This window comes from Massilia sp. S19_KUP03_FR1 (assembly GCF_036688685.1).
Lineage (GTDB): Bacteria > Pseudomonadota > Gammaproteobacteria > Burkholderiales > Burkholderiaceae_D > JALYUM01.
The window spans coordinates 82,137-106,569 of record NZ_JAQQPS010000009.1; the positions used below are offsets into that span (position 1 = coordinate 82,137).

Sequence of the window (24,433 nt, forward strand, 5' to 3'; positions counted from 1 at the left end):
AACGGTCACATTGCCGCACTGAAATCGGACACTTTTCGGACTTGGATAGTTGAAAACCTTCGTTGGGTTAGCGCCTGCGCATCGGTAAGCTCGACGCATCGACTACTGAACAGGCATGCCATGTCCGCCGTTTTAGCCCAACCATTATTCTCAAGCAAGTCATTTGACATTCGTCCCGTCGACGGCGCCCTGGGCGCCGAGGTGTTCGGGCTCGACCTGCGCCGCCCGCTCAGCGACGACGATTTTGCCGTGCTGCATCGCGCCCACCTCGACCACCACTTGCTCATTTTTCGTGACATGCGCATCACGCCGACCCAGCAGGTCGCATTCAGCCGGCGCTTCGGTCCGCTGCAAATCCACGTGCTGCGCCAGTTCCAGCTGCCCACCGACCCGGAAATCCTGATCATTTCCAACATCAAGGAAAACGACCAGCCCATCGGCCTGGGCGATGCCGGGCATTTCTGGCACTCGGACTTGTCCTATAAAGCCATCCCCAGCCTTGGGTCCATGCTGCACGCGCAAGAGTTGCCGCAGGAAGGCGGCGACACCTTGTTTGCCAACCAGCACACGGCGTGGGAACGCTTGCCGCTGGCCTTGCAGAACAAGGTGATCAATCTGTATGCCGAACACAGCTACCTTGCCAAGTATGCCGAACTGCAGCGCCGCAACCCGTGGCGCCCGAACCTGACCCAGGCGCAGATCGACGAGGTCAAACCCGTCGTGCAGCCGGTCGTGCGCGTGCATCCGGAAACCGGGCGGCGCGCACTGTTCGTCAGCGAGCATTTTACGACCAGGATCGTCGGCTTGGCGCAGGCAGAGAGCGACGCCTTGCTGGCCGAGCTGTTTGACCTGAGCACGCGTCCCGAACACGTGTACCGCCACCAGTGGCAGCCGCACGACATGGTGTTCTGGGATAACCGCTCGCTGATGCACCTGGCTGCCGGTTGTCCGGAAGACCAGCGCCGCAAGCTGTACCGCACCACCATCGAAGGCGACCGCCCGTTTTAATCTTTTAAGAAGAACAACACATGAAATTACGTACCATCGCCGCCGCACTGACGGTCGCTGCCATCACCCTGTCCAACGCTGCCCACGCCGAAGGCAAGCTTCGCATCGCCGAACAATTCGGCGTGGTCTACCTGCTGCTCAACGTGGCGCAGGACCAGAAACTGATTGAAAAACAAGGCAAGCTGGCCGGCATCGACATCGACGTCGACTGGGTCAAGCTGTCCGGCGGCGCGGCCGTCAACGATGCGCTGCTGTCCGGTTCGATCGACGTGGCCGGCGCCGGCGTCGGGCCGCTGCTGACCATCTGGGACCGCACCGCCGGCAAGCAGAACGTCAAGGGCGTGGCGTCGCTGGGCAACTTCCCGTACTACCTGGTCAGCACCAATCCCAAAGTGAACACCATCGCCGACTTCACGGCCGCCGACCGCATCGCCTTGCCGGCCGTGACGGTCTCGGTGCAGGCACGCCTGCTGCAAATGGCGGCGGCGAAGCAGTGGGGCGTGGGTGAATTCAAGAAGCTCGATCACCTGACGCAAACCTTGCCGCACCCGGATGCCGCAGCGGCCATCATCGCCGGCCAGACCGAAATCAATGCGCACTTCGGCAATCCACCGTTCCAGGACCAGGAGTTGGCCGGCAACCCGAAGGCGCACATCGTTCTCAATTCGTTCGACGTCCAGGGCGGGCCGAGTTCGGCCACGGTGCTGTACGCCACCGAAAAATACGTCAAGGAGAACCCGAAAACGTACCGCGCCTTCATCGCCGCGCTGGATGAAGCGGCGCAATGGATCACGAAGAACCCGGACGGGGCGGCCGACGCTTACCTGCGCATCAACAAGGGCAGCCTGGACCGCGCATTGCTGCTCAAGGTCATCAAGAATCCGCAAGTGCAGTTCAAGGTGGCGCCGGAAAACACCCTGGGCCTGGCGCAATTCATGTTCAAGGCGGGCGCCATCAAGAAGCAGCCGGCCAGCTGGCGCGATTACTTCTTCGAGCATCCGGCGTTAGCCAAGGGGAGCTGAGATGGCGGTCTTTCCCTTCCAGTCCGGCACGCCTGAACCACTGCTGCGCGCAAGCGGTGTGACCATCGATTACGGCGCTGTGCGCGCCACCGAAAACGTCAGCTTCGATGTGCATGAAGGCGACCGCTTCGTCCTGCTGGGGCCGTCTGGTTGCGGCAAGTCGACCTTGCTGAAAACCGTCGGCGGCTTCATCACGCCGACGGCAGGCACGCTGACGCTGGCCGGCCAGCGCATCACCGCGCCGGGTCCGGACCGCATTGTCGTGTTCCAGGAATTCGACCAGCTGCCGCCGTGGAAAACGGTGCAGCAGAATGTGATGTTTCCGATGCTGGTCAGTGGCGTTTCCAGGGCCGAGGCCTCGGCGCGCGCACTGGCGTGGCTGGAGAAAGTCGGTCTGGCGCAGTTTGCCCATGCCTATCCGCACACGCTGTCGGGTGGCATGAAGGCGCGCGTGGCGATTGCGCGGGCGCTGGCCATGCAGCCGAAAATTTTGTTGATGGATGAGCCGTTTGCGGCCCTCGACGCGCTCACCCGCCGCAAGATGCAGGAAGAGCTGCAGATGCTGTGGGACGAGATGCGTTTTACCATGCTGTTCGTGACCCACTCGATCGAAGAAGCGCTGGTGGTGGGCAACCGGATCTTGTTGCTCAGTCCCCATCCGGGGCGGGTGCGGGCGGAATTGAATAGCCATCAGTTTGGCTTGCACAGTGCGGGCAGCGTGGCGTTCCAGGCGGCGACCGGGCGGATTCATCGTCTGTTGTTTGGGGAAGAGCCGCTGGTGCAGGCGACTGGTGTGACGGTGACGGTATGAGTGCGCTTCTTGAACCGCCGATTCGGGCGGAGTATGAGTTGGAGCCGGCGTCGGCGCCGCGTGTCGAGCAAGCTCGGCATGGGCCCCGGCCTTCGCCGGGGAGACGGTGGTGGGCGCAGGCCGGGTGGATCAGGAAAAGCCTGTTGCTGGTCGTGATTGCGGTCCTGTGGGAAGCCATTGCGCGCTGGCAGAACAATGATTTGCTGTTGCCGGGTGTCGTCGCGACCAGCAAGGCATTCTATGAAGGCATAGTCTCGGGCGAACTGCTGGGTTACGTCGGCGTGTCGCTGTGGGTGCTGGTGCAGGGCTATGGCGCCGGCATCCTGGGCGCCTTCCTGTTGACCTCGCTGGCCGTGTCGACCCGCTTCGGGCGCGATTTGCTGGAAACGCTCACCGCCATGTTCAATCCGCTACCTGCCATTGCGCTGTTGCCGCTGGCGCTGCTGTGGTTCGGCCTGGGCAAGGGCAGCCTGATTTTCGTGCTGATGCATTCGGTGATGTGGCCGCTGGCGCTGAACACCTATGCCGGTTTTCGCAGCGTGCCGGAGACGCTGCGCATGGCCGGGCGCAACTACGGCCTGGGCGGCGTCGGGCTGGTGTTTCAGATTCTGATTCCGGCCGCGCTGCCAGCCATTTTGTCAGGCCTTAAAATCGGCTGGGCGTTTGCCTGGCGCACCTTGATTGCCGCCGAGCTGGTGTTTGGCACCACCTCCGGGAAAGGCGGCCTGGGCTGGTACATTTTTCAGAGCCGCAATGAACTGTATACGGACAAGGTGTTTGCCGGCCTCGCGATGGTGATCATCATTGGTTTACTGGTCGAGAACACCGTGTTTCAGACCGCGGAGAAAGTGACCATCCGGCGCTGGGGTATGCAACGATAAAGCGCTTTAATATGGCGTCAAACCGACAATTTCTGCACTAATTAAGAGCGCGCTGTGTTGATCGCAGGGGGTGGTTTTAAAACCATGTATTTGTCCTTGACCAAAATGGTGCAGCGCGCTAATGTATGTAACGCTTTGCAACCCCGAAGCTCCATGGTCAAGTTGAGACCGGCACACAAGGCCATCCTCTTCATGACGCGCTTTCATTTGTAGGCAGTTTGCTCCCACCCGTGCCACAAGCGCGAGGGACACGACTAACCGCCGCAGAAACTCAAGCCGAACGAGTTGTGGTCAGTGCCATTTCGTAAGTTGCCCAACGGGTGAATGAGAGAATGGCGCGGCACAGAGAGAAGGGACGCCTGAGGCTGTTGCGAGTAAGCGTGTTTCGTCAGGAAAGAGCATCCGATCAAACTCCCTCTGGGTCTTGAAAGGATTTTTATGAGTACCGAACCAACCGGCCCGATCACAGGCGCCGAGATCCTCGTACGTTGTCTCGCGGAAGAGGGCGTCAAGCACGTCTTCGGTTATCCGGGCGGCGCTGTCCTGTACATTTACGACGCGATCTACCAGCAAGACGCCTTCCAGCACATCCTCGTGCGCCACGAACAAGCAGCCATTCACGCCGCCGATGCCTATTCGCGCAGCTCGAACACGGTCGGTGTTGCGCTTGTCACCTCCGGTCCCGGCGTCACCAATGCCGTTACCGGCTTGTCGACTGCCTACATGGATTCGATTCCGATGGTGGTCATTTCCGGCCAGGTGCCGAGCCACGCCATCGGGCAGGACGCCTTCCAGGAATGCGACACGGTCGGGATCACTCGCCCCGTGGTCAAGCACAATTTCCTGGTCAAGGATGTCAAGGATTTGGCGGAAACCATCAAGAAGGCGTTCTACATCGCACGCACAGGCCGTCCCGGACCCGTGCTGGTCGATATCCCGAAGGACATCAGCATGCACACCTGCATGTACTCGTATCCTCGCGAAATCGAAATGCGCTCGTACAAGCCAGTCGACAAGGGACACGCCGGCCAGATTCGCAAGGCGGTCCAGTTGCTGCTGCAAGCGGAACGCCCGATGATCTACAGCGGCGGCGGCGTGATTCTCGCGAATGCTTCGCCGGAACTCAATCGCCTGGTCGACAAGCTCGGTTTCCCGGTGACGAACACGCTGATGGGCCTGGGCGCTTACCGTGCCTCGAGTGACAAGTTCCTGGGCATGCCCGGCATGCATGGCACTTACGAAGCGAACATGGCGATGCAGCACTGCGACGTGTTGATTGCCATCGGCGCCCGCTTCGACGACCGCGTGATCGGCAACCCGAAACACTTCGCGTCGAATCCGCGCAAGATCATCCATATCGACATCGACCCGTCCTCGATTTCGAAACGCGTCAAGGTCGATATTCCGATCGTCGGCAACGTCAAGGATGTGCTGATCGAATTGCTGTCACAGTTAGATGCCAGCGAAGCCAAACCGAATGCAACGCACCTGCAAGGCTGGTGGAAAACCATCAACGAATGGCGCGGCAAGGAGTGCCTGAAGTACCAGGGTTCCGACCTCGTCATCAAGCCGCAATCGGTGGTCGAAAAAGTCTGGGACATCACCGAGGGCGATGCCTTCATCACGTCCGACGTGGGCCAGCACCAGATGTGGGCGGCGCAATACTACCGCTTCGACAAGCCGCGCCGCTGGATCAATTCCGGCGGTCTGGGCACCATGGGTGTCGGCTTGCCGTATGCCATGGGCGTGCAGATGGCCAACCCGGACGCGACCGTTGCCTGCATCACCGGCGAAGGCTCGATCCAGATGTGCATCCAGGAACTCGCAACCTGCAAGCAGTATCACCTGACCCCGAAAATCATCCTGCTGAACAACCGCGCCCTCGGCATGGTGCGCCAGTGGCAACAGATCGATTACGGTTCGCGTTATTCCGAGTCCTATCTCGACTCCTTGCCCGACTTCACGGCGCTGGCGGAAGCCTACGGCCACGTCGGCATGAAGATCGAGAATCCGGGCGACGTCGACGGCGCGCTGCGCGAAGCCTTTGCCATGAAAGACCGCCTGGTCTTCATGAATTTCATTACCGACCAAACGGAAAACGTGTGGCCGATGGTGAAAGCAGGTAAGGGCTTGTCGGAAATGCTGCTCGGTTCGGAGGACTTGTAATGCGCCATATTATTTCTGTCCTGCTTGAAAACGAAGCCGGTGCCCTGTCGCGCGTGGTCGGCCTGTTCTCGGCCCGCGGCTACAACATCGAAACGCTGACGGTGGCGCCGACCGAAGACGCGACCCTGTCGCGCATGACCATCGTCACCAGCGGCTCGGACGACATCATCGAACAGATCACCAAGCACCTGAATCGCCTGATCGAGGTGATCAAGGTGGTCGATCTCACCGAAGGCCAGCACATCGAGCGCGAGCTCATGCTGATCAAGGTACGCGCGGTGGGCAAGGAGCGCGAAGAGGTCAAGCGCACGGCCGACATCTTCCGCGGCCGCATCATCGACGTCACCGAAAAGACGTACACGATCGAGCTGACCGGCAACAAGGCCAAGCTGGATGCCTTCATCGACTCGATCGACCGCAGCGCGATCCTCGAGACGGTGCGCACCGGCGGCTCCGGTATCGGACGCGGCGAACGCATCCTCAAGGTTTAAGCAGTACCCCGAATACACCTCATAAAAATTACCAGGATAAAAAAATGAAAGTTTTCTACGACAAAGATTGCGACCTCTCCCTCATCAAAGGCAAGAACGTCGCCATCATCGGCTACGGCTCGCAGGGTCACGCGCACACACAAAATCTGAATGACTCCGGCGTGAACGTCACCGTCGGCCTGCGCAAGGGCGGCGCGTCGTGGACCAAGGTCGAGCAAGCCGGCCTGAAGGTTGCAGAAGTCAATGACGCGGTGAAAGCTGCCGACATCATCATGATTTTGCTGCCGGACGAAAACATCGCCCAGGTGTACAACGAAAACGTCGCACCGCACGCCAAGCAGGGCGCCGTGCTGGCCTTCGCCCATGGCTTCAACGTCCACTACGGTCAAGTGGTGCCACGCGCCGACCTCGACGTCATCATGGTCGCGCCGAAAGCGCCGGGCCACACCGTGCGCGGCACCTACAGCCAGGGTGGCGGCGTGCCGCACCTGATCGCCGTCTACCAGGACACCTCCGGCTCGGCGCGCGACATCGCCTTGTCGTATGCGATGGCGAATGGCGGCGGCCGTGCCGGCATCATCGAAACCAACTTCCGTGAAGAAACCGAGACCGACCTGTTCGGCGAACAAGCCGTGCTGTGCGGCGGTGCGGTCGAGCTGATCAAGGCGGGTTTCGAGACCCTGACCGAAGCCGGCTACGCGCCGGAAATGGCGTATTTCGAATGCTTGCACGAACTGAAACTGATCGTCGACCTGATCTATGAAGGCGGTATCGCCAACATGAATTACTCGATCTCGAACAACGCCGAATATGGCGAGTACGTGACCGGTCCGAAAGTGGTGACGTCGGCGACCAAGGAAGCGATGAAGCAGTGTCTGAAGGATATCCAGACCGGCGAATACGCGAAGAGTTTTATCCTCGAAAACAAGGCCGGCGCACCGACCCTGATTTCACGCCGCCGCCTCAATGCCGAGCACCCGATCGAAATCGTCGGCGAGAAACTGCGCGCGATGATGCCGTGGATTGCGAAGAACAAGCTGGTTGATCAGTCGAAAAACTAAGCGGTGCCCGAGCAGGCGGGGGCTATGGCCCCCGCCTGCTCGGGGATTGAATTGCAACGAAGCATTACAACCATGTGAACATTCTGCAAACCCCTGTATTGTGGTTACATCAGTAACTCACCAGGAGATGTTCATGTCACTTTCAAAATCCCTCGTATTCGCTTCCGTCCTGCTCGCCGCTGGCGCCCAGGCCCAGTCCGTCACGACCGGCACGCTGGTCGTCGTTCCTGCGTTTGGCGAAGTCACCCGCGCCAACGACGAAGCAACCCTGATGCTGGCCGTCGAAGAGCAGGACAAGGACAAGAACGCCGCCGCCTCGCGTGTGAACGCGAAGATGAAGCAGGGCACCGATATCGTCAAAAGCAGCGATGCGTCGGCGAAACTGAAAACCTACGGCTATTACACCTACCCGGTGTATCCAGAAGACAATCCGCAGCGCCCGCTCGCCGCGAACGTCAAGCGCGTGCCCACTGCCTGGCGCGTCGGGCAATACCTGGAAGTGAAAACCACCAACCTGGCCGACTTGAAGAAGACTGCCGCGGCGGCCCAGAAAGTGTTGCAGATCAATGGCGTGAACTTCGGTCTGAGTCCGGCATTAACCAGGCAGCTCGATGACGAGCGCATTGCTGCCACCTACCGCAACCTGACTGAACGGGTCGCCTCGGTCGCGCGCGCGATGGGCAAGGCGCCGGCCGACGCAATCGTGGACACGGTGGATTTTGAAGGTTCGGGCAACTACGCTGAAGGCGCTGCTGCACCCGCACCGATGATGATGAAAATGTCGCGCGCCGCCCCGGCCCAGGACATGGCTGAACCGAGCTTCGAGCCAGGCGAAACCACGCTGAGCATGCGCCTGGTTGGCAAAGTTAAATTCCGCTGACATTAGGCGTTCGCTAACTTGCCAGTGCGGCCACTATAATAAGTGCACGCACTGCAAGCATGCGCACTCTTACATGATACGGAAAATTATGCCGAACTTCCCCCGCCGCAAAAAGAACCCCAAGCCACCAGGGGTCAAGTTCGCCCGCTTCAAGCGCTTCACCAAGCGCCGGGTCGATGCCGCCGGCAATATCCAGCCCCGCCGCGGCATTTATCTGCTGCCGAATGCCTTCACCACTGCCGCCTTGTTCGCCGGTTTCTACGCCATCGTGATGGCCATGAACCAGCGCTTCGACCAGGCCTGTTGGGCCATCTTCATTGCGATGATCCTCGACGGCCTCGACGGCCGCGTTGCGCGCCTGACGAATACCCAGTCCGAGTTCGGCGCGCAGTACGACAGCCTGTCGGACATGGTGTCGTTCGGCGCCGCGCCGGCGCTGGTGATCTATGAGTGGTCGCTGCGTGGTCTGGGCAAACTCGGCTGGCTGGCCGCGTTCATCTATTGTGCTGGCGCTGCCTTGCGGCTGGCGCGCTTCAACACGAATATCGAAGTGGTCGACAAGCGCTACTTCCAGGGTTTGCCGAGTCCTGCCGCGGCAGCGCTGGTGGTCGGCTTCATCCTGATGATGAGCGACCCGGACATCAATATCAGCGCGCGCTCGGTCGACTGGCTGTCGTGGACGATTGCCGTCTTTGCCGGCCTGAGCATGGTGAGCAACATCCCGTTCTACAGCTTCAAGGATGTCAATTTCAAAAAATCGGTGCCGTTCATCGTCGTGTTCCTGATCGCGCTGGGCTTTGCGCTGGTGGCGATCAACCCGGCCGTGGCGCTGTGGCCAATTTTCCTGGTCTACGGCTTGTCGGGATATGCGATTTTTCTGCTGCGCCTGGCGAAAGGCAAGCCTGTGAATATCGTTTCACTGGACCAGGGCCCAATCGACAAGGACGAGCGGCGCTGACTATGGCCTGGTCGCCGCTTGCTCGTCTTTCGGGCAGGTGGTGATCTTCGGCTTGATGCCGTTCGCCATCGAGTCGAGACCGTCCGGCGCGTGGTTCGACTCGTAGGTGATGCAGTAGGTGCCAGTGGCCGAAATCACGCGGTAGCGGCGCCGGCCGTAGCCGCCCGGCTCGATGATTTCTTCGATCTTGGGTGCTTCGCCGGGGCGCGGTGGCGCCAGTTCTCCCGCGCGCTCGATGCCCTTCTCGAAGCGTTTCCACGCATCCATTTGCGGCGAGGCGCTCAAGGGACGGGTCGATTCCGGCAGCGCTTTGGCGGCGTCCATTTTTTCGACGGTCGCGCGTGCTTGCTCCTTCGCCAGGTCCATGTCCAGGACCTGGGCAAAGGCGGCCGGCGCGGCAGCGATCAGCAATGCAAAGCAGAAGTGGCGGCATGGGTTCATGCAAGGAACTATACGCTCTGCGCATGGATTTGTTCGTCCATCCTACGTGTGCTGCATTGCACCAAGGAACGTTATAATCATTTGAAACCCATTCATTCCATCGTTACCATGACCAAACTGAAATACGCTTTGACCATTGCCGGAACCCTGCTGGTGTTGGCCGGCTTGAGTGCCTGTTCGCCGCTGTCGGTCATCAACGCGGTGTCGCCCGGGAATGCGTTGCAAGCGGATGCCGATGTGGCCTATGGATTGAAAGCACGCCAGCGTCTGGACGTGTACCGGCCGGCGTCGGCGTCGAACTCGTCGCCCGTGATCGTGTTTTTCTATGGAGGCAACTGGAACATGGGCGATCGCGCCGATTACGCGTTTGTTGGCCGCGCGCTGGCCAAGCGCGGCTTTGTCGTCGTGATTCCCGACTACCGCCTGTATCCGGAGGTGCGCTATCCCGAGATCCTCGCCGACAGCGCCGCCGCGGTCGCCTGGACGGTACGCGAGATCAAGAACTATGGAGGCGATGCCTCGCGCCTGTTCGTCATGGGGCATAGTGCCGGCGCCTACAATGCGGCCATGGTGGCGCTCGATCCGGGCCTGCTGGCCAGGGCTGGCATCAAGCCGGGCGTCGTGCGCGGGTTCATCGGGCTGGCGGGGCCGTACAACTTCCTGCCGGTGGAAAATGTCGAGACGCGCTCTGTGTTCAACTATCCGGACACGCCGCCGGAATCGCAGCCGATCAACCACGTCAGCGCGTCTTCGCCGCCGGCGCTGCTGATTGCGGCGAACAAGGACGAGATGGTCAATCCGGCGCGCAACACGGGCGAGCTGGCGAAGAAATTCCGCGCCAATGGTGTGCCGGTGCGCGAGGTGTATCTGGACCGCGTCAATCACGCCACGCTGGTGGGCTCGCTGGCGACGCCGCTGCATGCGCTGGCGCCGACCATTGATGTGGTGCAGGCCTTCGTGAACAGCGACGGCGGCCGCAAACAATAACTATCTGAAAAATTTGCGGTCGTCGTACATCGGGTCTGGGCCGTTGAGCATCATGCGCACGATGCCGTCCTGGTCAAAGTGCACGTGCATCATCGAGTTCCAGACACCGCTTTCCTTGTAGCGGTAGGACCATACCTCGTAGTTATGCAGCGCGACCCGCGACCGTTCTGCCGGGCGTCCGATGGTGCGCAGCACATCGTCCCTGGTAGCGCGATCGATCTTGAGCATGCCGAATTTTTCGTTCGTGAGCACTTGCTCGTAGGACTGCAGGCGGCGGTCGTTGCCGAACCGGGCCATGAAGGTGGTCTGGCCATACGGCCCCTGCGGGTACTCGAACAGCTGGCCCGCATCGGGTTCGGGGTACACGCCTTGCGGCGGCCCCAGTTTCGCGACGACCGCCTCGATGCTGTCGCCCGGCACCGGTGGTGGGCCGAAGGTGGCGCAGCCTTGCAGCAGCAGCGCGGTGGTAACTGTGGCAATTTTCGTGAAAAGTCGCATGATTCCTCCGTCGTTGCCGCCATCATGCCTCAGCCAGATGCATTCAACACTGGTCGCACGCTTGAATTTCGCCTATACTCTCGGGTCTTGGTCATCCGGCCAAGGTTTGTGTAATCACGGTGCGCTGGGTTGCGACTCTTGCACCGCATGTGAAAGGTAACATCATGTCCGTAGAAAACATCGACAAAGCCGGCATCATCGCCGACAACGCCCGTGGCCTGAACGACACCGGCTCGCCAGAAGTGCAAGTTGCACTGCTGACCGCCCGCATCAACGAACTGAACGGTCACTTCAAGGCCCACCAGAAGGATCACCACTCCCGCCGCGGCCTGATCATGATGGTCAACCGTCGTAAGAGCCTGCTGTCCTACCTGAAAAGCAAGGACGCGACCCGTTATCGTGACCTGATCGCCAAACTCGGCCTGCGCAAGTAATTATTGCCGCCCACGTTTAGTCGAGAAATGCCTGCGCCAGTCTGACTGTCGCGGGCATTTTTCGTTTTTGCAGCACAGAATATTGATTCACAGTAATTGCAGTTGACGGTGTTGGTGTGCCGTCCGTGGTGAGGTGAACGACAGCCCCTGAAAATCTGTCGGCAAATAGAAAGGGAATTACCCATGTTTAACAAAGTTACGAAAACCTTCCAGTACGGTCAACACCAGGTCACCCTGGAAACCGGTGAAATCGCGCGCCAGGCTTCCGGCGCCGTGATGGTTTCCATCGAAGACACCGTGGTGCTGGCAACTGTGGTGGCCCGCAAGGACGCCAAGCCAGGCCAGGACTTCTTTCCCCTGACCGTTGACTACCTCGAGAAGACGTACGCTGCCGGTAAAATCCCGGGCGGTTTCTTCAAGCGCGAAGGCCGTCCTTCCGAAAAAGAAACGCTCACGTCCCGCCTGATCGACCGTCCGATCCGCCCGCTGTTCCCTGAAGGCTATTTGAACGAAGTGCAAGTGGTGATCCACGTGCTGTCGGTCAACCCTGAAATCGACCCGGACATCGCCGCCATGATCGGCGCCTCCGCCGCCCTGTGCGTCTCCGGCGTGCCGTTCAGCGGCCCGATCGGCGCTGCCCGCGTCGGTTACGCGAATGGTCAATACATCCTGAACCCGACCACCACCCAGCTCAAAACGTCGCAGATGGACCTGGTTGTCGCCGGTACCGAAACGGCCGTGCTGATGGTTGAATCGGAAGCCCAGCAATTGTCGGAAGAAATCATGCTCGGCGCCGTCGTGTTTGGTCACGACCAGATGCGCGTCGTCATCGATGCAATTCACGACCTGGTTGCCGATGGCGGCAAGCCGGAAGTCGAGTGGATTCCACCAGCGAAAAACGAGGCACTGATCGCCCGCGTCGCTGCCTTGGCAACCGACAAAGTGCGCGATGCGTACCAGACCCGCGAAAAATCGGCGCGCCAGCAAAAGCTGAAAACGCTGTCGCTGGAAGTGATGGCTGGCCTGGCTGCTGACGGCCAGGGCGACCACGACCACGCCGACGTGCACAACATCCTGTTCGACATGGAAGCCAAAGTCGTGCGTTCGCAGATCCTCGATGGCGAACCACGCATCGATGGCCGCGATACCCGCACCGTGCGTCCGATCGCGATCCGCACCAGCATCCTGCCGCGTACCCACGGCTCCGCTCTGTTCACCCGCGGCGAAACGCAAGCGCTGGTCGTGGCCACGCTGGGCACCGCCCGCGACAGCCAGAAGATCGACGCGCTGATGGGCGAGTACACCGACGACTTCATGATGCACTACAACATGCCACCGTTCGCCACCGGCGAAACCGGTCGTGTGGGTACGCCTAAGCGCCGCGAAATCGGCCACGGCCGCCTGGCCAAGCGCGCGCTGATCGCCGCCTTGCCTGACCCGGCTGACTTCAGCTACTCGGTGCGCCTGGTATCGGAAATCACCGAATCGAACGGTTCCTCGTCGATGGCCTCCGTTTGTGGCGGTTGCCTGGCACTGATGGACGCCGGCGTGCCGATGAAAGCGCACGTGGCCGGTATCGCCATGGGCCTGATCAAAGAGGGCGGCAAGTTCGCCGTCCTGTCGGACATCCTGGGTGACGAAGATCACCTGGGCGACATGGACTTCAAGGTAGCGGGTACCGCCAACGGCATTACCGCGCTGCAGATGGACATCAAGATCATGGGCATCACCAAGGAAATCATGCAAGTGGCGCTGGCGCAAGCCAAAGAAGGCCGCGAGCACATCCTGGGCGAAATGCAGAAGGCCATGCCGCACGTGAAGACCGAGCTGTCGGACTTCGCACCGCGCCTGATCACCATCAAGATCAATCCAGAGAAGATCCGTGACGTGATCGGCAAGGGCGGCGCAGTCATCCGCGCGCTGACCGAAGAGACGGGCACCCAGATCGACATCAGCGACGAAGGCCTGGTCACCATCGCCTCGGTCGACGCTGCTGCCGGCCAGGAAGCCAAGCGCCGCATCGAAGAGTTGACCGCGTCGGTTGAAGTGGGCAAGACCTACGACGGCACCGTGTTGAAACTGCTGGACTTCGGCGCTATCGTGCAAGTCATGCCGGGTAAAGATGGCCTGCTGCACATCTCGCAGATTGCCAACGAGCGCGTGAATGCGGTCGCTGATTATCTGAAAGAAGGCCAGGCAGTGCGCGTCAAGGTTCTCGAAACCGACGAACGCGGCCGTTTGAAGCTGTCGATGAAGGCCGCCGATCCGGTTGAAGGCGCTGCTGCCCAGTAAGCGTTAGCTGTCAATAAAAAAACCGCCAGCGCGTGAGCCCTGGCGGTTTTTTTTCGTCAAAGGACGGCGCTTAGCGCATGCGCTTGGCGTCGAAAAACCAGCCATCCCAGAACACGACAATGCGCTGACGGCCCTTGATGAAAACATTCGCGCAGCCAAGATCCACCACGGTGACTGGATTGGGCAAACCCAGGTTTTCCGAGCTGGCATGGAACCATTCGCGCACATAGGGGCCCGGCGCTACCAGCTGCGATTCAAATCCCGGCGCCGGGCAGTCGTCATTGCCGAATTTGACGGCTTCCTTGGAGATGGTGACGACGCGTCCCAGCAATTGCTGCGCTTCGTGCTCATCGCGTGAAGTAATGTCTGCGGAGTCGAGAGCTTTCGTCAGGCGCCACTTGCCGATGACGCCAAGCTCCTGGTAGTCGGCGGCAAGCGCCGATCCTGCGGGATAAATCGCAACTGCAAAGGCTGCGGCGATCGCAAATGGAGCAAGGCTTCGTGTCGACGTCGGGAAGAATAATGACATGTGATTTCCTTGTTAGTTGGCCGAACTTTGCGGAAGAGACGGAGCGCGTAAGGGTGCACTTTCTTCCGCGCGGCGTTTGATCAGGACTGGCGCTACCACGTATTTCCTTTTGCCGATATTTGCAGCAGCGCCGGTAAAGTCGTCGTTAATGATTAAGATGAATGTATCGGAGCCAGTTTGATTGGGGCTTCTTGGCTTCGCGTTGGATGGCATAGCGGTGGTGGGGCGGTGCGGCGTCGCCCAGAGTGTTTCTCGATAGGCGTCCGTTGTAGAAATAAAAAACCGCGAGCGCCTTGGCGGTTTTTTAATCCATGAACGTGACGCGTTAAGGAACGCGCTTGGCGTCGAAGAACCAGCCTTTCCAGTGCACCACGATGTTCTGCGGATTCTTGATGAAGGCGATTGTGCAACCTAATTTGACCACCGTCACAGGGCTAGGCAAGCGAAGCAGTTCCGAGCTGGCATGCGCCTTTTCACGCAGATACCAGGCAGGTTCCACCAACTCGGCTTCCAACTCAGGCGGGCCGCAATCGCGCTTCCCGAATTTGACGTGATCCTTGTTGACCGTGAAAATTCGGCCGACCAGTTGCTGCGCTTCGCGGTCGTCGAGCGAACTGATGTCGGAGCTATCGAGCACTGCAGCGAATCGCCAGTGGCCGAAGACATCGGACTCTTTCGCTTCGGCGGATTGCGCCGAGGAGCACGGCCATGTTGTGCATGCCAACAGAGAAAAGATCGTGATGGCACAATGGGGCATCAATCTGGACATATGTTTCCTCATTTGGATAATGCCGAAGCAGCTACCGGCTGTGCACGGAATGGTGCGCTTTCTTCGGCGCGTCTTTTAATAAGACCCCGCGCGACCACCTTCGTCTTTTTTCCGTTTTTGACGATCGACACCTTGATCATTCTATTGATGTTGGCGGCAGCTCCAACGAAGTCGCTGCGATTGATGAGCAGAAAGGTATCGCTGGCGCCAGTGGGTCCGGCGTTATACGTCAGACTACATAAAGCGTCGAACTGGGCCTGGTTGAGGTCAACCTTGATGCTGCGACGTACAATCCGCTCGGCCTCCGCCACCTTCTGCCCGAACACGATGTCGACCGACTGCGCGTTGACCAGTCGCCCCAGTTCTTCGCTCGAACAGACGCCCTTGTGCGCCAGGATGCCCGCGCCCCAGGTGCAGTTCCCTTTATTCTTTCCCATATCGTTGTAGTACTTATAAATCGCCTTTTCGGTCACGCGCATGCTGGCTCGCGCGTCGGTACTCATCGACATCGACGCATTCGGCGTGGCGGGCGCCGCCGCTTGCGGTTTGGCTGGTTTGTTCAACATGTTGTCTCCTCAAATAGTCAGAGACCGCCAACGTAGCAGCCGAATCCATTGCCGCGCGTGCGCGAAGTCAAGATTGCGCGAAGGAATTTTTTGGACGGGAAGAGGGCGTCGATAAAATGTGACAGACACGGGCGCACCACGTCACTTTCTCTGTGTCGAAACCATGTTGGTTAGGAAAGAGATGCTATAGTTCCTCATTTACCAGCAGGCGCATCGACGCCGCGGTACGCAAGCGCAAGATAGCGCTGAAATTGAACGTCAACACCCACAAGGATCGACTGAATGTCTACCGAATACGCAAGCCGCATCAGTACCCTCATCCAGGAAAACGAAGTTGCCATCGGCGCCCAATGGCTGGCCGACCTCGAAGCGGCGACGATGCGCTCGAGCGCCGTCTCCAAAGAACAATTGCGCAAGCAATGTGCCCAGTTTTTGGCACTGTTCATTGCAGCCACCCGCAGCGGCAGCCTCGACAACATGGAGCATCGCTCCTGGGATGAAGTGCGCGATTTGCTGAGCGAATTCTCCGGCATCCGGGCGCGCCAGGGTTCCACCCCGAGCGAAACGGCGATGTTCATTTTCTCGCTGAAGCAGCCGCTGTTCACCACGCTGCGCCAGGGCTTCGGCAGCGATCCGCAAGCGCTGGCTGACGCCTCGTGGATGCTGGGCACCTTGCTCGACCGTTTGGGCCTGTACACCATCGAAGTGTTCCAGAAAACCCGCGACCAGGTCATCGTGCGCCAGCAGCAGGAATTGCTCGAGCTGTCGACGCCTGTCGTGAAACTGTGGGACGGTATCCTGGCGCTGCCGCTGATCGGCACGCTCGACAGCGCACGCACGCAGGTGGTGATGGAAAACATTCTGCAAAAAATCGTCGACACCGGCGCGGAAATCGCGATCATCGACATCACCGGCGTGCCGACCGTCGATACCCTGGTCGCGCAGCATCTGATGAAAACGATTTCGGCTGCACGCCTGATGGGCGCCGACTGCATTATTTCCGGCATCCGCCCGCAGATCGCGCAAACCATCGTGCACCTGGGCGTGAACCTGGAAGACGTGGTCACCAAAGCCACGCTGGCTGATGCCTTCCTGGTTGCGCTGGGACGCACCGGCGCCACCTTCGTCAAAGCGCCCAAGGCCTGACCGCGCATGGAACGCATTCCTATCCTTCGCATGGGCGACCTGCTGCTGGTGACCATCCAGGTCGACATGCACGACCGCCTGGCGATGACCTTGCAGGACGACCTGACCCAGCGCATCGTCGACGATTCCGCCAAGGGCGTGCTGATCGATATTTCGGCGCTCGACCTGGTCGACTCGTTCATCGGCCGCATGATCAGCAACACCGCTGCGATGGCGTCCATCCTCGATGCGCGCACCGTGGTGGTCGGCATGCAGCCGGCCGTTGCCATCACGCTGGTGGAGCTGGGCCTGGACCTGGTCGGCGTGAAAACCGCCCTCAACGTCGAGCGCGGCATGGCCCTGCTTGGCAAGAGTTTTCGTTAATGTACGCGGCGTCAGCATCGCCCCTGCTGATCCAGACGCGCTTGCGTGAACGCTTCCGCAGCGTGCGCAAGGACAGCGTGATCGTGCCGTTGCGTACCGACGAAGACGTGGTCCATCTACGCAAGCAGGTGCGCGAGCGCGCGCTGGCCATCAAGCTTTCGCTGATCGACCAGACCAAGCTGGTAACGGCCGCGAGCGAGCTGGCACGCAACACCATCAAGTACGGCGGTGGTGGCGAAGTGCAGCTCGAACTGCTCGACGATGGCATGCGCGACGGCGTCGCCTTGCTGTTCGTCGATGGCGGTCCTGGCATCCCGGACCTCGATCTGGCGCTGACCGACGGCTACACGTCCGGCGGCGGACTCGGGCTCGGCCTGTCCGGCTCGAGGCGGCTGGTGGATGAATTTGAAATTGACACGCGGGTTGGAGAAGGAATGGCAGTATCTGTCGCAAAATGGAAACGTTAATCAGTTCGCTTAAAACGCAGTTCGCCTTCAGCATTACGCACGCCAGCGACGTGGCGGCAGCCCGCCGCGGTGGCCAGCAACTGGCCAGGGACATGGGCTTCGATGAAACCCGTGCCGGCCGGCTGGCCATCATCATTACCGAAGTGGCCACCAATATTGTCAAGCACGGCGTTGCCGGCAAACTGTTTGTGGGGCCGGCACCCACGCGCGTGCCCGGCATCGACGTGATCGCTTTTGATACGGGCCCCGGCATCGCCGACATCAACCTGGCCCTGCGCGACGGCGTGTCCAGCGCCGGCACCGCGGGCAACGGCCTGGGCGCGCTGGTGCGCCTGTCCGATGCCTTCGATATTTATTCGGCGCGCGAGAAGGGCGCTGCATTGTTCATGCGCCTGTATCGCGATGCGCCGCATGGCGCCGTCACCGGCCCGCTGGAGATCGGCGCCTTGTCGTTGCCGCTGGCCGGCGAGGACGAAAGTGGCGACGGCTGGGCCGTGTCCATCGATGAACGCGGCGCCAACCTGCTGGGTGTCGATGGCCTTGGCCACGGCCCGATCGCTGCCGAGGCGGCGCTCGCCGCCATCGCCTCGCTGGAAAAATCGCCGTCGGCGGAACCGGCGCGCGTAATGGACAATGCCCACAACGTCATGCGCGCCACCCGTGGCGCCGCGATGGCCGCGGCGCGCATCGACTTCGAGCGCGATGAAGTGCGCTTTGCCGGCATCGGCAACATCGGCGCCTGCGTGTACGACGACGACGGCGTGCGGCGCCAGCTGGTCTCGCACAATGGCATCGTTGGTAACAACATGCGCAAGGTGCAGGAGTTCACGGTGCCATGCGCGCCGGGCGCGCTGTGCATCCTGCATTCGGATGGTCTGTCGACGCAGTGGTCGCTGGAATCCTATCCAGGCCTGCAGGCGCGCCATCCGGCCCTGATCGGCGCCGTGTTGATGCGCGATTTCGCGCGTGCGCGCGACGACGCCATGGTGCTGGTCGTGCGCCGCGCGCAGGATTTCTCATGAGAGGTGCTGCGTGATACTTCCCCGCTTGCTTTCCGTTCCCCTCGACCGCCAGCAGGACGTGGTCCTGGTGCGCCAGCGCGCGCGTCAAATCTCCGGGGCGCTCGGCTTCGGCCTGCAGGACCAGGTGCGCATCGCCACTGCCGTCTCCGAGGTCGCACGCGCCCTGACCCAGACCTCGCCCGGCCGGCGCGCCACGTTTGCGCTCTCTGACGACGGCCTGCAGCTGGAAGTGATCATCGGCGGCGGCGCCGCGATGGGGATCGACGACAGCGATTCGCTGCCGGAAGTGGCCATCGTCAACGCGCACCGCCTGATGGACAACTGCGAAGTGCAGCGCGAACCGGGCCAGCCGCCGCTGATCGTGATGAGCAAGCGCCTGCCGCTACACGCGCGTCCGAGTGCCGCGCAGATCACGGCGCTGACCAATGACCTGGCCAGCAGCCCGGAAGCGAGCACCTTTGCCGAAGTCCAGCAGCAAAACCAGGAACTGGTGTCAACCCTGGCCGAACTGCGCGAACGCCAGGAAGATTTGCTGTCCCTCACGCGCGAGCTGGAGGACACCAACCGCGGCATCGTCGCGCTGTACGCCGAGATTGAAGAGAAGGCCGAGCGCCTGCGCCGTGCCGACGAAATGAAGTCGCGCTTCCTGTCGAACACCAGCCACGAGCTGCGCACCCCGCTGTCTTCGATCCGGGCCCTGGCCAAGCTGCTGCTCGACCGCATGGATGGCGAGCTGACAGTGGAGCAGGAGCGCCAGGTGCGCTTTATCGCGGTGGCGGCGAACGACCTGTCGGAGCTGGTCAACGACCTGCTCGATCTCGCAAAAATCGAAGCGGGCAAGGTCGATTTGCTGCACGCGCCGGTGGTGCCGGATAACCTGTTCCGCGTCTTGAAAGGCACGCTGCTGCCGCTGGTCGATGGCACCACTGTCGCCATGATTTTCGACGCCGCTGACCATGTGGCGCCGTTTGAATCGGACGAAGGCAAGATTTCCCAGATCTTGCGCAACTTCATTTCGAATGCCGTCAAGTTCACCGAACGTGGGACGGTGCGCATCACGGCCAGTAACGCGACCCATGCCGATGCTGTGGTGTTTTCCGTCAGTGACAGCGGGATCGGCATCAGCGCCGACAACCTGCAGCTGATCTTCGAAGAATTCAGCCAGATCGAGCATCCGCTGCAGCGGCGCAGCAAGGGCACGGGCCTGGGCCTGCCGCTGTGCCGCAAGCTGGCCGCGCTGCTCGGCGGGCAAGTCGATGTTACCAGTACCCCCGACGTGGGCTCCACGTTTACACTGACGCTGCCGCGCCATGTCACGAAGCCAGTCAATCACTAGAATTAATATGATCGCTCACGCCACCCTGATCCTGAACGTCGACGATAACGACGGCGCCCGCTATGCCAAGACCCGCATCCTGCAAAGCGCAGGCTTTCGCGTGGTTGAAGCGGAAAATGGTACCGACGCTTTGGCGTTTGCGCGCCGCGACGAGCCCGACCTGGTGCTGCTGGACGTCAAACTGCCGGACATCAACGGTATCGAAGTGTGCCGCCGCATCAAGGCCGACCCGGCCACGGCGGCCATCCTGGTGCTGCAAACCTCTGCCGCACTGACGGGCCGCGACGACAAGATCCGCGGCCTGGAAGGGGGCGCCGACAATTATCTGGCCGCGCCGATTGAAGCCGATGAACTGATCGCCAACGTGAACGCGTTGATGCGCATGCGCCAGACCCAAAGCGCGCTGCGCGACAGCGAAGAACGCTTCCGCCAGCTGACCGACAATATCGAGGACGTGTTCTGGATGTTTGCGGTGCCGAGTGGCGCGCTGGTGTTCGTCAGCCCGGCGTATGCGTCGATCTTCGGGCGCCTGGCTGGAGAACTGGGCAGCACGCACGACGACTGGCTGGCCGCGGTGCACCCGGATGACCGCGCGGGCGTGCAGCGGCGCTGGAAGGCGACCGACGAGTACCACAGCTATGACGAAGAATTCCGGGTGGTGACGGAAGACGGGACGATCCGCTGGGTGCGCGATCGCCTGTTCCCGGTGCGTAATGCACGCGATGAGGTGTATCGCGTGGCGCGCGTGACCAGCGATATCACACGCCGGCGCGAGATGGAGTCGCTGCTGCGCGCGGCCGACGTCAACAAGAACGAATTCCTGGCCACGCTGGCGCACGAATTGCGCAATCCATTGTCGCCGATCCGCAGTGCGGCGGCGTTACTGGCCAACGGCGGCGACGACAATATCGGCCTGCGCGAGCGCGCCCGCGACGTCATCACGCGCCAGGTCGATCACCTGGCGCACCTGGTCGACGACCTGCTCGACGTGGCCCGCATTTCGCAGGGCAAAATCGTGCTGCGCCGGGAAGACATCAACATCGGCCCGGTGATCGCCCAGGCCATCGAGACGGCCACGCCGCTGCTGCAGGCGCGCCGCCATACGCTCGACGTGCAGTTGCCGGCCGTGGATATATGGGTCTCGGGCGACGCCGTGCGCCTGGCGCAATCGGTTGGCAATCTGCTGCACAATGCGGCCAAGTTCACGCCCGAGCAGGGCAAAGTCTCGATCCGGGTCGAGCTGGTCGGCGAGGTCGGCGCGCAGGTCGCGCGCATCGACGTCATCGACAATGGCATTGGCATCGAACGTGGCAACCTGTCGCGCATCTTCGGCATGTTCGCGCAGGTGTCGGTGGCACCGGACCGCGCCCAGGAAGGCCTGGGCATCGGCCTGTCACTGGTCTCTCGCCTGCTCGAAATGCATGGCGGGCGCCTGCTGGCGACCAGTCCGGGCATTGGCCTGGGCAGCAAGTTCACCGTCGAGCTTCCGGTGATCCGCAGCGGGATGGCGCCGATGGTGAGCGTTGTCGTGCCACATGTGGCGCCGCCCGCCGAGCCGGCGCGCCTGCGCGTGTTGCTTGTCGACGACAATGTCGACGCCATGGAAATGATGGGTTTTCTCCTCACTGAAATGGGCTACGACACGCTCACTGCCAGCGACGCGCACAGCATCGTGGCGACGGCACTGGCCGAGCGGCCGGACGTGATCGTGCTCGATATCGGCCTGCCGGGTATCGACGGCTACCAGCTGGCGCGCCTGATCAAGGGCCACGCGGACCTGGCGCACACGCGCCTGGTGGCGCATACCGGCTATGGCTCGCCGGAAGACCGCCAGAAGGCGCGCGACGCCGGCTTCGACGCGCACCTGGTGAAGCCGGCGCAGCTGGCAGCGCTGGAAGCGGCACTGCGCGGGGAATAAACCTTTACGGTTTTTCGCGCTGGCGCCTGGTGCGGGCGGTGTCGGCGATACGCTGCGCCTCGGCCAGCTGCGCCGCGCGCTCCTGCAGCGTCAGGCTGGACGCGGCATTTTGCATCATGCCGCCGTCGGGGCGGTACAGCCGGGCCATTTCGTTGTCGGCACCGAGCAGTTCCTGCATGATCAGGCCCATCGCCACGCCATAGCGGTAGGCCAGCGCCGGGTCCTTCTCGAACACGTCGCTGCCGACCATGCGCATCGCCGACAGATAACTCAGCACGCCGACATCCGCCTGTTCTTGCGCGATCCGCGCCAGCTGGTCCTGCACCTGCGCTTTCCATTCCTGCACCATCGGGTCATTCGGACGCGACTTCAAGGCGCTGCGGTCGCCGAAGGGGCCTTCGCTTACTTGGGCGACCGCGGCGCGCGCAATGCCCGCGCGCGCGGCGATGGTCAGATAGTCGATGCGCGACTGGCGCATGCGCTCGGTCATGGCCGCGCACAGCACGGCGTCGCGGCGCTTCTCCGGTTCGGTCATTGCGCGAAAGCCGGGCAGGACGCCATCGTTCTTGTGCGTGACATCGTCCTCGAAAATCAGGCGGTCGCCGTCGCGGTTGAAGGTGGTGCAGTCGGCCAGCAGCCGGTACGCTTCAAATGCCTTTTGGGGGTCGCGCGTGGCGACGAGTGCGTCGACCTGTTCGGCCAGCGACGCGGCGGGCACGGTTGGCAGCGCGCTGGCAGGCGCAGGCAGGATGCGCGGCGCTGGCGCGGGTGCTGTGGCGGCGGCAGGCACCGCCAGCCCCGGATTGATGTCGGGCTGTTCCCAGATCGCCGCGGCGATCAATACCAGTGCCGCCAGCGCCAGTGCCACGCCGATGATGATTCTGTCCATGCCGCCCCAAATAAAAACGCCCGCTTACCAGGCGGGCGTTGAGAGAGGGGACGGACGCTGACTTGTCGCCTACTTGTCGCTGACCGTGAACGCGCCGTACGCTTTCAATTGCTCGCCGATGGCTGCATTGTCGCCCACCACGACAATCGACTGGGCTTCGGGAGCAAAATATTTTTTGCTGACGTCGCGTACCTGCTCGGCCGTTACCTTCTGGATCAGCGGGACGAACTGGCCGAGAAATTCCGGCGGCAGGCCCACCAGCCAGTTCGACGCCAGCGTGCCGGCCACGGAACGCTGCAGCTGGTTGCTGATCAGGTAGCCGCCGGCGACGTAGCGCTTGTTCATCTCCATGTCGGCCGGCGTCACCAGTTCGGTGCCGATGCGTTTGTACTCCGCCATGAATTCTTTGAGCGAGGCGCCGGTGACATCATTGCGCACTTCGGCGCCGCCGATGATGCTGCCGCCTTCGCGGTACATGCGCGCGCCCGCCGAGGCGCCATAGGTATACCCTTTTTCTTCGCGCAGGTTCAGGTTCACGCGGCTGCTGAAGCCACCGCCGAGGATGGTGCTGGCCAGGCGCATCGGCACCTGGTCGGGCGAGGTCGCGGCGATGCCAGGGCTGCCCAGGCGCACCACTGACTGGACGCTGCCGTTACGCTGCAGCACCAGGCGCAGCGGCGTCGCGGCGCCCGGTGCGGCCGGGGTGTCGGTGCTGGCGCTGCCTTGGCCGCGCCACGAGCCGAACGCTTTTTGCGCCATCTGCATGGCTTGCGCATCGGTGACGCGGCCGGTAATGACCAGCAGGGCGCGCTCGGGACGGAAGCGTTTCACGTGTTCGGCGCGCAGCAGTTCCTCGGTCGTGCTGGTGATTGCTTCGACGGTCGGCTCGACCTGGCCGTACGGGTGGCTGCCGTAGATGGCTTTGCTCAGGGCGCGGTCGGCACGGAAGCGCGGCTGCGTCTCGGCGACCTTCAGGCTTTGCAGGGCGTTGGCCTTGGTCAGGGCGACCTCCTTGGCCGGGAAGGTCGGCACGCGCGTCACGTCGGCCATCAGGTTGAGCATTGGCGCGGCGTGCGAGGTGAGGGCGTGGGCCGACACCAGGATGCCGTCAAGCGTGGCGCTGGCGGCGACCGAGCCGCCCATGCCCTGTGCCAGTTCGGCGATGGCGCGCGAGTCGTACTTGCCGGCGCCTTCGTTGAGCAGGCCCGCGAGCAGGTTGGCAAAGCCGGGATGGGCCTTATCGTCGGCCGCGTAGCCGGCGTTGCGAATTGCCAATACAAAGTCGACGCGCGGCAGGCCGTTGCGCGGCACCACCCACACTTCGAGGCCGTTGGGCAGCGTCTTGCGGGCGATTTTCGGGGCCGGTAATGGCTTGTCCTTGCCGTAGGCGGGCATGTCGGCCGGGGTGATCACGGCGGCTGATTGCGCCAGCGGCGCGAACAGCAGGGAAACGGCCAGGGCCAGCGTCAGTTTGTTTGCGATCGTCACGATGCGCTCC

General features: G+C 61.8%; 25 protein-coding genes. 18 read left to right on the top strand and 7 right to left on the bottom strand.

Translation table 11 applies throughout. The annotated features are described in order from the left end of the window. Positions 1–120 precede the first annotated feature (120 nt). The 9 genes from V6M87_RS11705 to pssA all read left to right on the top strand — a co-directional run bounded on the left by V6M87_RS11705 (position 121) and on the right by pssA (position 9,278). Positions 121–1,008, top strand: coding sequence for a TauD/TfdA dioxygenase family protein (locus V6M87_RS11705; protein WP_332876805.1), 888 nt, complete (start codon positions 121–123; stop codon positions 1,006–1,008). A 20-nt stretch (positions 1,009–1,028) separates the two neighbouring features. Further along, positions 1,029–2,030 carry an ABC transporter substrate-binding protein gene (locus tag V6M87_RS11710; protein ID WP_332876806.1) on the top strand — a complete coding sequence of 334 codons (1,002 nt, stop codon included), beginning with the start codon at positions 1,029–1,031 and terminating at the stop codon, positions 2,028–2,030. A gap of 1 nt (position 2,031) precedes the next feature. Further along, the gene (locus V6M87_RS11715) at positions 2,032–2,841 is read left to right on the top strand and encodes an ABC transporter ATP-binding protein (RefSeq protein WP_332876807.1); all 810 of its coding nucleotides are present in this window, start codon (positions 2,032–2,034) and stop codon (positions 2,839–2,841) included. Continuing rightward, on the top strand, positions 2,838–3,722 hold the full coding sequence (locus V6M87_RS11720; protein ID WP_332876808.1) for an ABC transporter permease: 885 nt from the start codon (positions 2,838–2,840) through the stop codon (positions 3,720–3,722). The genes V6M87_RS11715 and V6M87_RS11720 overlap by 4 nt, the downstream gene beginning before the upstream one ends. A gap of 438 nt (positions 3,723–4,160) precedes the next feature. Then, positions 4,161–5,888 carry an acetolactate synthase 3 catalytic subunit gene (locus V6M87_RS11725; protein ID WP_332876809.1) on the top strand — a complete coding sequence of 576 codons (1,728 nt, stop codon included), beginning with the start codon at positions 4,161–4,163 and terminating at the stop codon, positions 5,886–5,888. Next, positions 5,888–6,379 carry an acetolactate synthase small subunit gene (ilvN, locus tag V6M87_RS11730; protein ID WP_332876810.1) on the top strand — a complete coding sequence of 164 codons (492 nt, stop codon included), beginning with the start codon at positions 5,888–5,890 and terminating at the stop codon, positions 6,377–6,379. Before V6M87_RS11725 ends, ilvN begins: the two co-directional genes overlap by 1 nt. A 44-nt stretch (positions 6,380–6,423) precedes the next feature. Further along, the gene (ilvC, locus tag V6M87_RS11735; RefSeq protein WP_332876811.1) at positions 6,424–7,440 is read left to right on the top strand and encodes a ketol-acid reductoisomerase; all 1,017 of its coding nucleotides are present in this window, start codon (positions 6,424–6,426) and stop codon (positions 7,438–7,440) included. 133 nt (positions 7,441–7,573) lie between these two features. Beyond that, positions 7,574–8,320: an SIMPL domain-containing protein gene (locus tag V6M87_RS11740; protein ID WP_332876812.1), complete on the top strand. Its 747-nt coding sequence runs from the start codon at positions 7,574–7,576 to the stop codon at positions 8,318–8,320. Positions 8,321–8,408: 88 nt separating this feature from the next. Continuing rightward, positions 8,409–9,278 carry a CDP-diacylglycerol--serine O-phosphatidyltransferase gene (gene pssA, locus V6M87_RS11745; protein WP_332876813.1) on the top strand — a complete coding sequence of 290 codons (870 nt, stop codon included), beginning with the start codon at positions 8,409–8,411 and terminating at the stop codon, positions 9,276–9,278. Here pssA and V6M87_RS11750 read toward each other — a convergent pair whose 3' ends face one another. Further along, complete coding sequence (locus V6M87_RS11750) at positions 9,279–9,719, bottom strand: hypothetical protein (protein ID WP_332876814.1); 441 nt, start codon at positions 9,717–9,719, stop codon at positions 9,279–9,281. Positions 9,720–9,827: 108 nt separating this feature from the next. Here V6M87_RS11750 and V6M87_RS11755 point away from each other — a divergent pair, with 108 nt between their 5' ends. Then, a complete protein-coding gene (locus tag V6M87_RS11755; protein ID WP_332876815.1) occupies positions 9,828–10,706 on the top strand; it encodes an alpha/beta hydrolase in 879 nt (292 codons plus the stop codon). Here the strand turns inward: V6M87_RS11755 and V6M87_RS11760 are convergent, their stop codons facing one another. Next, positions 10,707–11,204 carry a hypothetical protein gene (locus V6M87_RS11760; protein ID WP_332876816.1) on the bottom strand — a complete coding sequence of 166 codons (498 nt, stop codon included), beginning with the start codon at positions 11,202–11,204 and terminating at the stop codon, positions 10,707–10,709. 164 nt (positions 11,205–11,368) lie between these two features. Here V6M87_RS11760 and rpsO point away from each other — a divergent pair, with 164 nt between their 5' ends. Beyond that, complete coding sequence (gene rpsO / locus V6M87_RS11765) at positions 11,369–11,638, top strand: 30S ribosomal protein S15 (protein WP_332876817.1); 270 nt, start codon at positions 11,369–11,371, stop codon at positions 11,636–11,638. A gap of 183 nt (positions 11,639–11,821) precedes the next feature. Then, positions 11,822–13,930, top strand: coding sequence for a polyribonucleotide nucleotidyltransferase (gene pnp / locus V6M87_RS11770; RefSeq protein WP_332876818.1), 2,109 nt, complete (start codon positions 11,822–11,824; stop codon positions 13,928–13,930). A gap of 70 nt (positions 13,931–14,000) precedes the next feature. On the opposite strand, the gene V6M87_RS11775 is transcribed toward pnp, so the two are convergent. From V6M87_RS11775 to V6M87_RS11785, 3 genes are all read right to left on the bottom strand, one after another. Then, on the bottom strand, positions 14,001–14,459 hold the full coding sequence (locus V6M87_RS11775; protein ID WP_332876819.1) for a hypothetical protein: 459 nt from the start codon (positions 14,457–14,459) through the stop codon (positions 14,001–14,003). 325 nt (positions 14,460–14,784) lie between these two features. Beyond that, positions 14,785–15,228: a hypothetical protein gene (locus V6M87_RS11780; RefSeq protein ID WP_332876820.1), complete on the bottom strand. Its 444-nt coding sequence runs from the start codon at positions 15,226–15,228 to the stop codon at positions 14,785–14,787. Positions 15,229–15,236: 8 nt separating this feature from the next. Next, positions 15,237–15,794, bottom strand: coding sequence for a glycoside hydrolase family protein (locus tag V6M87_RS11785; protein ID WP_332876821.1), 558 nt, complete (start codon positions 15,792–15,794; stop codon positions 15,237–15,239). A gap of 282 nt (positions 15,795–16,076) precedes the next feature. On the opposite strand from V6M87_RS11785, the gene V6M87_RS11790 reads away from it, so the two are divergent. Genes V6M87_RS11790 through V6M87_RS11815 form a run of 6 tightly spaced genes read left to right on the top strand, consistent with a single transcriptional unit; the run spans position 16,077 to position 22,046 of the window. Next, positions 16,077–16,940, top strand: coding sequence for an STAS domain-containing protein (locus tag V6M87_RS11790; protein ID WP_332876822.1), 864 nt, complete (start codon positions 16,077–16,079; stop codon positions 16,938–16,940). A gap of 6 nt (positions 16,941–16,946) precedes the next feature. Further along, complete coding sequence (locus V6M87_RS11795; RefSeq protein WP_332876823.1) at positions 16,947–17,303, top strand: STAS domain-containing protein; 357 nt, start codon at positions 16,947–16,949, stop codon at positions 17,301–17,303. After that, complete coding sequence (locus V6M87_RS11800) at positions 17,303–17,770, top strand: anti-sigma regulatory factor (RefSeq protein ID WP_332876824.1); 468 nt, start codon at positions 17,303–17,305, stop codon at positions 17,768–17,770. The genes V6M87_RS11795 and V6M87_RS11800 overlap by 1 nt, the downstream gene beginning before the upstream one ends. Beyond that, positions 17,758–18,792: a SpoIIE family protein phosphatase gene (locus tag V6M87_RS11805; protein WP_332876825.1), complete on the top strand. Its 1,035-nt coding sequence runs from the start codon at positions 17,758–17,760 to the stop codon at positions 18,790–18,792. Before V6M87_RS11800 ends, V6M87_RS11805 begins: the two co-directional genes overlap by 13 nt. Before the next feature lie 10 nt (positions 18,793–18,802). After that, positions 18,803–20,128 (top strand): sensor histidine kinase, encoded by a 1,326-nt coding sequence (locus tag V6M87_RS11810; RefSeq protein WP_332876826.1) that lies wholly within the window; start codon positions 18,803–18,805, stop codon positions 20,126–20,128. A 7-nt stretch (positions 20,129–20,135) separates the two neighbouring features. Further along, positions 20,136–22,046, top strand: coding sequence for an ATP-binding response regulator (locus V6M87_RS11815; protein WP_332876827.1), 1,911 nt, complete (start codon positions 20,136–20,138; stop codon positions 22,044–22,046). A gap of 4 nt (positions 22,047–22,050) precedes the next feature. On the opposite strand, the gene V6M87_RS11820 is transcribed toward V6M87_RS11815, so the two are convergent. Together V6M87_RS11820 and V6M87_RS11825 are read right to left on the bottom strand one after the other, a co-directional pair. Next, positions 22,051–22,935, bottom strand: coding sequence for a hypothetical protein (locus V6M87_RS11820; RefSeq protein ID WP_332876828.1), 885 nt, complete (start codon positions 22,933–22,935; stop codon positions 22,051–22,053). A gap of 69 nt (positions 22,936–23,004) precedes the next feature. Next, on the bottom strand, positions 23,005–24,423 hold the full coding sequence (locus tag V6M87_RS11825) for a M16 family metallopeptidase (protein WP_332876829.1): 1,419 nt from the start codon (positions 24,421–24,423) through the stop codon (positions 23,005–23,007). Positions 24,424–24,433 lie beyond the last annotated feature (10 nt).